This is a genomic window from Microvirga sp. HS2 (assembly GCF_055792805.1).
The window spans coordinates 18,214-28,425 of sequence record NZ_JBVVAJ010000049.1; the positions used below are offsets into that span (position 1 = coordinate 18,214).

The 10,212-nt window shown below is 59.6% G+C and carries 8 protein-coding genes and 1 riboswitch; of the genes, 2 read left to right on the forward strand and 6 right to left on the reverse strand.

Going from position 1 to position 10,212, the window contains the following annotated elements; all coding sequences use genetic code 11:
- Nucleotides 1–91: 91 nt before the first annotated feature.
- The 4 genes from ACS5Q0_RS25175 to ACS5Q0_RS25190 all read right to left on the reverse strand — a co-directional run bounded on the left by ACS5Q0_RS25175 (nt 92) and on the right by ACS5Q0_RS25190 (nt 5,613).
- The gene (locus ACS5Q0_RS25175; RefSeq protein WP_473129394.1) at nt 92–1,357 is read right to left on the reverse strand and encodes a D-amino acid dehydrogenase; all 1,266 of its coding nucleotides are present in this window, start codon (nt 1,355–1,357) and stop codon (nt 92–94) included.
- 144 nt (nt 1,358–1,501) lie between these two features.
- Nucleotides 1,502–1,603, reverse strand: a riboswitch (glycine riboswitch).
- Nucleotides 1,604–1,666: 63 nt separating this feature from the next.
- Nucleotides 1,667–3,106 carry an amidohydrolase family protein gene (locus tag ACS5Q0_RS25180; RefSeq protein WP_473129395.1) on the reverse strand — a complete coding sequence of 480 codons (1,440 nt, stop codon included), beginning with the start codon at nt 3,104–3,106 and terminating at the stop codon, nt 1,667–1,669.
- Between the two features lie 134 nt (nt 3,107–3,240).
- Nucleotides 3,241–4,419 carry a M24 family metallopeptidase gene (locus ACS5Q0_RS25185; protein ID WP_473129396.1) on the reverse strand — a complete coding sequence of 393 codons (1,179 nt, stop codon included), beginning with the start codon at nt 4,417–4,419 and terminating at the stop codon, nt 3,241–3,243.
- Nucleotides 4,420–4,452: 33 nt separating this feature from the next.
- Nucleotides 4,453–5,613: a mandelate racemase/muconate lactonizing enzyme family protein gene (locus tag ACS5Q0_RS25190; protein ID WP_473129397.1), complete on the reverse strand. Its 1,161-nt coding sequence runs from the start codon at nt 5,611–5,613 to the stop codon at nt 4,453–4,455.
- A gap of 186 nt (nt 5,614–5,799) precedes the next feature.
- On the opposite strand from ACS5Q0_RS25190, the gene ACS5Q0_RS25195 reads away from it, so the two are divergent.
- Together ACS5Q0_RS25195 and ACS5Q0_RS25200 are read left to right on the forward strand one after the other, a co-directional pair.
- Nucleotides 5,800–6,093, forward strand: a complete 294-nt coding sequence (locus ACS5Q0_RS25195) for a hypothetical protein (protein WP_473129398.1) — start codon at nt 5,800–5,802, stop codon at nt 6,091–6,093.
- Between the two features lie 193 nt (nt 6,094–6,286).
- Nucleotides 6,287–7,060 (forward strand): SDR family NAD(P)-dependent oxidoreductase, encoded by a 774-nt coding sequence (locus tag ACS5Q0_RS25200; protein ID WP_473129399.1) that lies wholly within the window; start codon nt 6,287–6,289, stop codon nt 7,058–7,060.
- Between the two features lie 956 nt (nt 7,061–8,016).
- Here ACS5Q0_RS25200 and ACS5Q0_RS25205 read toward each other — a convergent pair.
- The gene (locus tag ACS5Q0_RS25205; protein WP_473129400.1) at nt 8,017–8,712 is read right to left on the reverse strand and encodes an IS6 family transposase; all 696 of its coding nucleotides are present in this window, start codon (nt 8,710–8,712) and stop codon (nt 8,017–8,019) included.
- A 332-nt stretch (nt 8,713–9,044) separates the two neighbouring features.
- Complete coding sequence (locus tag ACS5Q0_RS25210; protein ID WP_473129401.1) at nt 9,045–9,824, reverse strand: pyridoxine 5'-phosphate synthase; 780 nt, start codon at nt 9,822–9,824, stop codon at nt 9,045–9,047.
- Nucleotides 9,825–10,212 lie beyond the last annotated feature (388 nt).

Consider the following 10,212-nt stretch of genomic DNA (forward strand, 5'->3'; position numbering starts at 1 on the left):
AGCCGTCAGGAGAGACAAATGTCGCATCCGTCCCTCCCTTCGATGGGAGCGATCGTTCGACGAAGCGGATGCGCGTCGCCGAACGGTTCCTCTAGGCGACGGCGGCGCGTCGTTCCGGCGCGCGAAAGTCATGCTCGATGCACTGAGCCACCATTTGCGCCGTCGCGGCGGACAAGGTCCAGCCCAGATGGCCATGGCCCGTATTGTAGAAGACTCCCGGCAACCGCCCCTTTCCGACGCGCGGCATCATGTTGGGCATCATCGGACGCAGCCCTGCCCAGGGAACGACCTGACTGGTGCCGACGGCCGGAAACAGCATCCGCGTCCATTCCACAAGAGGCTTGACCCGATCATGGCGGATATCGCGGTTCATGCCGTTGAACTCGGCCGTGCCGGCCACACGGAAGCGGCCGACGCCCAACCGGCTGGTGACGATCTTGGCGCGGTCGTCGAGAAGGCTGACCCATGGGGCCGCTCTCTGGCTTTGCTCATCGTCCAGGTGCACCGTGATGGAATAGCCTTTGACGGGGTAGATATTGACTCGGTCGCCGAGCATGCCGGCAAAATGTCTGCTGGCCGCGCCCGCGCATATCACGACGGCGTCGGCCTCGATGGCGTGGCGCGACACATCTCCGCCGTCGGAATCCGAGCCGAGCGTATAGCCGATGCTGTAGGCCTCGTTCCGGACGATGCGATCGACCGCGGCATCGTAGATGAAGCGGACGCCCCGCCGCTGACAGGCTTTGGCGAGACCGGACGTGAACTTGTGAATGTCGCCCGTCGAGTCCGACGGCGTATGGAAGCCGCCATAGAAGTCGCCATGCAGGGTCGGCTCGATCGACTTCACTTCCGCCGCGGTGACGGGCCTGCGATCCAGTCCGCCCTCGATCAGCAGGGAGTTGACCTTCAGCGCGTGCTCGAAGCTCGGCTTGTCCCAGTAGATGTGCAGGATGCCGCGTCGGACGTGATCGAAGTCGATTCTCTCCCGCTCGGCGATGGCGAACAGGTATTCGCGTGCGGATATCGCCAGACGGGTGGTTTCCACCGTGTTCTTACGATAGTGGGCGATGTTCGAGACGAACTCCGCCAGCCAGGAGTATTTGTGCCAGCTCGGAAGCGGATTGAGCAGTAGCGGAGCATCGTTCCTGAGCATCCATTTGATGCCCTTCAAGAGCGTCGATCCGTGGTTCCACACCTCCGCGTTGCTGGCGGAGAGTTGCCCGCCATTGGCGAAGGACGTTTCCATCGCCGCATAACGCTGGCGCTCGATCACCGTCACGGAATAACCGCGTTCGAGCAGGGCATAGGCCGTGGTGACGCCGGTCACGCCGGCACCGATAATGACAACATGGGACATAAGATCCTCCTGGATCGAAGTGAACGCGGATCAAAAATCCGCCGATGTCCCCAATCTGTCTCTGTACCTGAGAGCTTGGCCGCAGCGAGGAGCCGCTGCGGGTTTCCCCTTCGGTGGGCACGCGCGGTGCCTCTCTCCAGATCGTTCAGCAGCATGGTCACTCTTGCCTGAGAGTTTCCTGGGGGGTTGCTCCGTCGGCGCCGGCGGTGCGGATCACGCACCCCCGATCTCTCCCATGCAGCCTCTTGAACGCAGTTGCCTCTGTCGATGAAATGACACTCTCCAGGCGTTCGCCGTGGAAGTGCTTCGTCAGTTGCCTTCATCGTACAGAGTTGTCGTCGTCTCCACATCCTCCTTGTGCAGACCGGCCCGCTCCACTGCGGCCGCCGCAAGGGTGCGCGCCATTCGGCGAATCTCGGCCTCGTCGACGCCCTGCACTTTGCCGTCCGCATACAGAACCCGACCATCGACCCAGGTTTGGGTGATCGAGGCCGTGGAGGCGGAGAACACCAGCGCCTGGAGGGGATCGTAGAACGGGGTCCATTCGACGTGATCGAGATCGAACAGGATGAAGTCCGCCTTCTTGCCGACCTCCAGAGAGCCGATTTCATCGTCCCACATCAGCGCCTTGGCGCCTTCGATGGTGGCGGCCCGAAGCGCCTGCTTGGCCGTGAAGACATCCGGCTGCATGCGGGCGTCCTTGAACATGCCTGCGACAACCAGCATCTGCCGCATCAGGTTCATGTTGCCCGCGGCCGAGACACCGTCGGTGCCAAGTCCGACCTTGACGCCGGCCTTGACCATCTCGGGATACTTGCCGATAGCCGTCGCTCCCTTGCCGAGCTTGAAGGACGAGCATGGGCAGAAGGCGACGCTCGCGCCCCGCTCTGCCAGCAGGCGGACCTCGTCGTCGGAAACCGCCGCGCCGTGCGCGATCACCAGATTGCTGCCGATGCCTCCAGCACGATCAATCCGGGTGATCGGCCAACAGCCATACTTGCTCTCGCAAACCTTCGCCTCCTCGATCGAGGTGGCGAGGTGATAGGTCGTGCCGACGCCGAGCCTCTCCGCGAGCTTTACGGCCCCCACATGGAGCTCCAGGCTGCAGGGCTCCTTGCCTTCGATATTCACCCAGCAACGCGCCCGCCCATCCAGCGATCCGTTGTAGCGTCTGACGCAATCCTCTAGGACCTCGAGCGCCGCTTCGGCATTCGGGAAGAAATGGTGCTCGGCCATCTCCCTGGTCCAGCCGCGCGGCAGCTCCGCCGGCGGGTTATCGGCCGCGTGGCGTCCGGTGATGCCCCGGATTCCGGTCTTTTCCATCGCCCGGATGACGATGCCGGGATCGTACTGAGACCCCATGTCGAGGAAGCATGTCGTGCCGCAGCGAAGCATCTCGGTGATCCCGAGAAGCGCTCCCCAATACTCGTCCTCCTCGGTGATGTGAGCGTAGAAGGGCTTGGCCCAATGGAAGACCCAGGCGCGGGTGTTCAGGTTGTCCGGAAAGACCGCGCGCGAGAGCGTCTCCGAGAGATGAACATGGCTGTCGACGAAACCGGGGCACATGCCTAGCATGGAGCCGTCGATGACCCGGTCGAAAATCTCCACGTCGTGACGAGAGGCGACTTCGTCCGCCGGACCGATATCGGCAATTCGATCGTCAGCGACGACGACGCTGGCATTGCGCAGGACGGAATCGTTCTCGTCGACTGTGAAGACGAAGTTCAAGTTTCGGATGAGCGTGAGCATGTTTGTATCCACCTGAAACGGTACAGCCGCGGATAGGCACCGCCCTGCGGGTTCCAGCAGCAAGGAGCTTCTAAAAGGATGCAGTCAGAAAGATCCGGGCTTCGCGCCTGCACCCCGATCGATAGGACCGGCGGTCAGGCCAGGACGGCTTCCCTCGCCGCTTCCTGCCGCTTCGCCGTACCGGTGAGGATCAGCCGGTCGGTGTCGGCATAGTCGGAAAGAAGTTCCGATCCGTTGGCGGTGACCAGCAGCATATCCTTATTCTGCATGCCGAAGCCGTAACCGGTGTCGTAGCATAAGGGCTCGAAGCCGAGAACCATGTTCTCCTCCAGGACCGCATCGCTTCCCGGCCGGCCGAGCACGGGCGTCAGGCCGAGATACGGATCTTCGTGGAGGTGAAGGCCGATGCCATGGCCGACGAAGGAGATCGGCGGCAGATTCATCTTCGCGAGCTTTGCGATGAAGGCATCGTAAATCTCCCTGCAGCTCGCCCCCGGCTTCACCTTTTCCATGATCTCGTATTTGCACTCGACGAGATGCGCCCAGATCTCGTCTGCCATCGGCGGTGCTTCGCCCACGACGGCGGTGCGGCAGACCCCGGCCTGATAGCCGTTGATCACCGAAAAGATCTCCACGCGGCACACATCCCCGCGCTTGAGGATGCGCTCGGAGGGTCCGACGTTCGGCAGAACGCTGCGCTCGCCCGTCGCAACGATCAGCAGCTTGAAATGGTCGGCCCCGAGTGAATAGACGTTTCGCGTCAGGTGACCCGCGATGTCCATCTCCGAGTCGCCTTCGTCGACGACCGCGAGCGTATCGGTGATCGCCCGATCGGCGATGCGCGACAGCCGGCGCAGCAGCGCGATCTCCTCGGCGGTCTTGATCTGTCGCAGCCGCGCCAGGATCGCTTCCGCACGCTCGAACCTGGCCTCGGGCATGGCGGCCACGAGCCGGCGGAAGTCGCCTGCCGGGAGATAGTCCATTTCAAGGCCGATGCGCGCCTTAGCGAGACCCAGCTGCGAGAGCTGGTCCGCCAGCACGAGCATCGGATCGTCGGAAAACTCGGCCCAGATCCGCGCCGGCACGTCGGGCAGGCGGCGCTTGATCGTCGATGCCTCCATGTCGACGCCAAACAGCGCCGTGCCGCCGTCTGACGTGACGATCGTCATGGCATGACGATGCCGGATGAGAGGCTGGGACGGAACCACGAATCCCGTCGTGTAGGCGAAGTTTTCCGGCGAAGAACAAATGATGGCATCGAGGCCGTTGTCGGCCATCGCCTTGATCTGTTTGGCTACGATTTCTTCACGCATTTTGCGTTTCCTCCCTCGTTTCCTTGCAGGTCCTCAATCGCGAACTCGATATTGTTCGACCTTGTCCATGCTGACATCGATCCCCATGCCGGGCCCGGACGGCACGGCGATCGCGCCATCGACGAACTGCATCGGCTCGACGAGCAGATCGTCCCTGTAGTAAATTCCCCCAACTTGGCCGTACTGCGCTTCGGCAGGCGTCGAAACCGGAATGACGCAGGAGAGGGTGACGGCCAGGCACGCCGCGGCGAGCTGGACATTGGCCAGATTGCCGATTCCCGTTTCGATGGAGCCGTTCACGTTGCAGACGATTCCGGCGGCGCGGCATACGGCACCGACCTCCATGGCCTTGTAGAGGCCGCCGGCCTTGGTCGTGTAGATCGAAACGATCTGGATCCCGCCGGAACGGACGATCTGAATCGAGTCGTGGGCATTCCAGGCCGACTCGTCCGCCATGACTGGAGCATCGATGCGGCGGCCGACATCGGCAATCCGATCGATCCCCATGACCGGCTGTTCGACGTATTTGAGCCGGTTCTTCTCCATTCGGCGAACGATCTGGACTGCTTCTCCCGGCGTCTTGTAGCCTTCGTTGGCATCGACGCAGATTTCGACGGCATCGCCTGCGACCTCGCGAACGGCATCGACCATCGCGACATCCCGCTCGGGGTCGACGCCGATCTTGACTTTGATGGTCCTGATCCCCTCCCTGACCAGCTTTGCGACCTCGGCGCGAGCCTCCTCGATCGGGATCAGGCCGATCGAATGGGTCACCGGGACGCGCTCGCGCGCCTTGCCGCCTAGTAAGGTATGCACAGGAACGCCGAGCCACCGGCCCGTCAGGTCGTAGGCGGCGAATTCCACTGCGGCTTTCGAATAGGGATATCCGCGGATGACGGCGTCCATCCGCGCATGCATTTCAGCGAAATTACCGAGCTCGATGCCGATCAGGGCCGGCGCCAGATAGGTGTCGATGACGCCGCGGGTGATCTGCGCGGATTCTCCAAAATAGCGGCCGAATTCGCCGCCCCAATCCTTGAGGGCCGGAGCCTCCCCCCAGCCGACCCTTCCATCGCTGTCGGTCATCCTGACGATGACATAGCGGCCTATGACCTCAGTGAGGCCCGCCCATTTATGCTCCCGTCGGGTCGGTAAATGAACAAGCAGGGTTTCTACGGACGTGATCTTCGGCAATGTCGTGCACCTTTTTCCTTGTCACCGCATAACCGATGCGCTAGCTTGCGATCATCGACTGTGATCACACACTATGATCAAATTTGAGCGCACGTCAAGCGCCCTCGCTGGAAGGACCGAATTTGTATCAAGGAGGCGGCGACCGGTGCAGTCTGCGGATCGTCGTCGAAAAGCAGAGGATAAGCGATGATCGTAGAGGCAACGAATTACTTCGCGAAGAACGGCTTCTCGGAAGACGTTCTGAAGCAAAGGCGCAAAGCAACCGAGATCCGGCGGCAGCTTGGTCTTGCGCCGGGGCGCATTCTCGTCAGAACCGAAGGAGACGGCCCGGATGTTCGATGGGAATGCAGTTTCGAGACCCGCGAGGACTACGAGGCCGACATGGCAGCCAGGAAGGCTTCGAAGGACTTCACGGATGCCCGGCAGACCATGCACATGCTGCTCTCCCGCTTCGAACGGCATCTCTATGAGGTTGATTAGTGACCATCGCGGACCGCTCAAGTACCGATAAGGGCCCCTGGCTAACATCTTCGAACTGAGATTTGGGAAACTAATCCGGCATCGTAGATCTCCGCACTCAGAAAAAGGTCGTCAGCCAGGCAGGATCTTGTCATGTCCATGGCTCTTCCAACGATGCTCTCGTCGTACCCCGTAGTAGGATGAATGCTGAACCATGTATCGCTGCGCCTTGCCCTGCACCCCCTCCTTCCGCCTTGACGGCCGACGCGCTTTCGTCTCCGGTGCTGGCCGCGGCATCGGCTTCGCTGCAGCGGCAGCGCTTGCTGAAGCCGGCGCATACGTTTTGCTTTGCGCTCGCACCGAACACGAGGTGCAGTCCGCAGCCGCCACCATAAGGGCTAACGGCGGAGCCGCAGACGCGATAGCTCTCGACGTTACTAACCTCGAGAGAGCCGGGCAGGTTCTTGCTGCCATGGAGCCGTTCGATATTCTCATTAATAATGCCGGCATTAACCGCCCGAAGCCGTTGCGCGATGTCGAGGCCGGTGATTTCGACGCGGTCTTCGGCTTGAATGTAAGGGCATCGTACTTCCTAACGCAGGGTGTTGCGTCAAGTCTCATGGCTGTAGGCCGTGCCGGATCCATCATTCACATATCCTCTCATCTCGGACATGTCGGCGCAGCCAACCGTTCGCTTTACGTTGCTTCCAAGTTTGCAGTCGAAGGCCTCACGAAAGCTCTCGCTATAGAGCTCGGGCCCCACAATATCCGGGTCAACGCCATTGCGCCGACTTTCACCGACACCCCCCTCACCCGCTCCTACAGACTGGGGAAAAGAGAAATTGAACGGATCAAAGCGAGGATCAAGTTGGGGCGCATCGGCGAGGTCGAGGATCTTATGGGAGCCATCGTCTTTCTGGCGTCAGATGCCGCCTCTCTTATCACCGGCACCTCTCTTGTTGTGGACGGCGGCTGGACAGCAGATTGATGCACCCCAACCTTTGGAACTTCTCCTTCGGCCTCTGCAGGTCACTATTTGATGTACGGGAAATATCTAATAGTTAGCCACATCTCATACATGGATGCATCAATTCTCCTCCTATAATGATCGAAATGGCGGGTTCATTGGGCTATTGAGTGATCGGTCGAACTTGAGCTTACTTGCCGCCGGTGGCAAGTATTCACGTGAGCCGTGGTGGAATTGAGATGATCCAAAGGATGTGGAGACCGCAGGCAGAGCATAACTGCACTTAAATCTTGCGCCTCAACGGAAGTTGCATGAGTTCTGGTCGGCGCAGTGGCCGTCCCTGCATCCCGCCCAATTTTCGACATGCATTAAAGAACAAATATGTTTTGATTAATGCGTATATTTGGCGTTAAGATAGTCATTAGGCCTATTCTATAGTCTAAGGTTGTACGATGCTTTCCCTTATTGGTGCGATTTGGAAGCAGGCATTTGTCTCTGGAGACGAAAAGAGGAGATAGAGATGATCGGGCCTTTTCAAGCATGGCTCCAACCTATGAGTGAACTGCTGGAGGAAATCAGGACCGGTTACGTTCTCGTCTGTTGTGCTGGCGAAGCGGTAGTCATCACTTTCCCACCTTGTATCGAGTGCAACCCGATTATGTCCGAATCTTCGCCACTCCAGGATCCTTTGATCCAGGACGTAGATGGCAGTGCATACGGCCATGTTGTGAATGAGCAAGACAGCATGCACTTCGCCCCTCGCAGGAACTTCTGAAATTCCGAAACTTGAATTTCCCTAGAGCTTAGGCTTAGTGGTGAAGCTCTTGAAGTAGCCCCCGAATAGACCGGACACGATCTCCCACCTCGCTAAGAGATAGGAGTAGTGTTGGTGCTATGACTGGTTCTTCCTCGAAGTTAGAGGGGCTCTATCACGAGAACTGAAGTAGAGCTGCAACGGACCTGATGAGCGGCCTCGTTCAAGCGGCGGCGGTCGCAGATTGCCATTGCTCCGCAGCCGCGACCCTGAAGAGACGCAGCGAACGGCGAGAGACGAGATGGCGCTGGAGGTTGAAGGTGTTGTAGACTGCGGAATGGATTGAGAGAAATCGCTGGGCTGACCCGGGAGACTTGAAGCCCTGCATCTTGCGCTCTCGTCGTCGCACCACCTGATGAGAATTCTCGGCCCGGTTGTTCTTACGCAGGCCCTGCTCATGGTGAGCCGCGAGGCCCAGTTCTCGACGGGCTGCACCGTACGACGGCAGCTTGTCGGTCACAAGTACGCTCGGAGCGAAGCCGTGCTTCTTCAGGAGCTTATGCATGAGCTTCAGGGCTGCAGCTTTGTCCCGCCTGGGTTGGACGAGGGCGTCCAGGACCTCGCCCTCGCTGTCGACCGCTCGCCAGAGAAACATGCGCCTGCCCTGGATCGAGACCACCATCTCATCCAGGTGCCAAGTACCGGCGGGGCGAGACCGCAACTGACGGAGATTGCGGGCAAAGGCTGGTCCGAATTTGAGCACCCACCGCCGGACCGTCTCATACGAGACATCGAGACCGCGTTCGGCGAGCAGATCCTCGACATCACGGTAGCTGAGCGTAAAGCGCAGGTAGAGCCAAACGGCGTGCCGGATGATCTCGGGCGGGAACTGGTGACGAGAATAGGAGATGGGATGCATACCCCTACCCTACTGCGCCTCGCCGTGGTCCGTCAGCTGCTCCCGTGACAGTGCCCATCCAGCCTGCGAAAGCCCATCATGCGGCGGCTGATGCCGACCGCGAAGACGACCCTGCCCCCGGCATACGCTCACATGGCATGCCAAAGGACCGACCGCGATCGGGACTGTCCGCAAGGCTCTCTCGGCTCAAATCATGAGCCCGAGCGGGTGAGCTGTTGAGAAAAAGCTTGCAAAGTGCCCCGCGATTAGACGACCCATCAGAACCAGATGGGCTGCATCCCCTACCCTACTGCGCACTAGCCCCAACTGTCAGCCGTTCCTGTGACAATGCCTCAAGAACTGCTGATCTTGTACTGAATCCTACAACGGGGTGCCTCTCCTAAGACCTTCAAGTACTCGGTGATCGCATGCCGAAAGCCCTTCAAAAGGGCGTCAGAGGTAAGTTCGTGACCAATCGAGACTTCCATCAAACAGGGTATAGCAGCGACGAACGGAACAAGGTTTCTAAGATTGAGATCGTGCCCGGCGTTGACAGAAAGTTGGAGCTCTTGAGCGATACGTGCCGTCTCAGAGCACTTCTCTAGGAGCGTTTTATAATCTCCTCCGCTACGATAGGCCGCAGCATAGGAGCCAGTGTAGATCTCGATTCCGTCTGCACCGCTCTCAGCAACCTTCGGCACCGTACCAGGATCAGGATCGATAAAGAGGATGGCTCGGCAGCCAATCTCCTTCAAGCGCCTGATTACAGGTCTAACGAGTTGCATCTGATCTTCGCCAAGGTCCCAACCCTTGTCGGAGGTAAAAGCATCTGGTTCATCGGGAACAAGCGTGCATTGTTCAGGCCTCACTTCAGAGGCCAGTTTGAGGAAGTCATCATTTGGGTAACCCTCAACATTAAGTTCGAAGGCCGGTCGCCAGGATTGACTCAACTCTGAAATTAGAACCACGTCACCACGCCGGATATGGCGCTCATCGGGCCGGGGATGAACTGTGATACCGTGGGCGCCTGAGTCATAGACCAATTGGACGAACTCCCTGATGTCAGGAACGCCGGTGTGGCGGGAGTTCCGCAGGAGAGCAATTTTGTTCAAGTTAACACTGAGATAGGCCATCGAAGGTTCACCGGGAATAGACGGCAGCAAGGTAGAGGAGGTTCGGGGTGGCAAGCAGAAGCCCTTTAGATAGTCGTCGCCAAACTTTCAGGTGCTCACCACCGGTACCCGTCGTTCGGCGCTTTTCCTTAGATCCCACTTGAAGGTTGCCAGCAGTCGCGAAATCCCGGGGCCTCTCAAAGCCACATGGTACTCTCTGCTGGCATGGCAACCTATTTTCGCAAGGACTCATAGAAGTCAGCCCGCCCGCGCCAGATCGCCGAGGAGGCTCGCCGCCACGGTGATCTTGGACAGGGTGAGGCCCGAGGACACGATGCTGTCGACCGCGCTTCGGATGCGCTCCACGTCGGCGCCCCGCTTCTCGCTCCAGGCCCGGACCGCCTCCGCG

Bases quoted from the DNA above. Each gene is read 5' to 3' on its own strand.
- ACS5Q0_RS25175 (WP_473129394.1), bottom strand. From the start codon at position 1,357: ATGTCCCATGTTGTCATTATCGGTGCCGGCGTGACCGGCGTCACCACG.
- ACS5Q0_RS25180 (WP_473129395.1), bottom strand. From the start codon at position 3,106: ATGCTCACGCTCATCCGAAACTTGAACTTCGTCTTCACAGTCGACGAG.
- ACS5Q0_RS25185 (WP_473129396.1), bottom strand. From the start codon at position 4,419: ATGCGTGAAGAAATCGTAGCCAAACAGATCAAGGCGATGGCCGACAAC.
- ACS5Q0_RS25195 (WP_473129398.1), top strand. From the start codon at position 5,800: ATGATCGTAGAGGCAACGAATTACTTCGCGAAGAACGGCTTCTCGGAA.
- ACS5Q0_RS25200 (WP_473129399.1), top strand. From the start codon at position 6,287: ATGTATCGCTGCGCCTTGCCCTGCACCCCCTCCTTCCGCCTTGACGGC.
- ACS5Q0_RS25205 (WP_473129400.1), bottom strand. From the start codon at position 8,712: ATGCATCCCATCTCCTATTCTCGTCACCAGTTCCCGCCCGAGATCATC.
- ACS5Q0_RS25210 (WP_473129401.1), bottom strand. From the start codon at position 9,824: ATGGCCTATCTCAGTGTTAACTTGAACAAAATTGCTCTCCTGCGGAAC.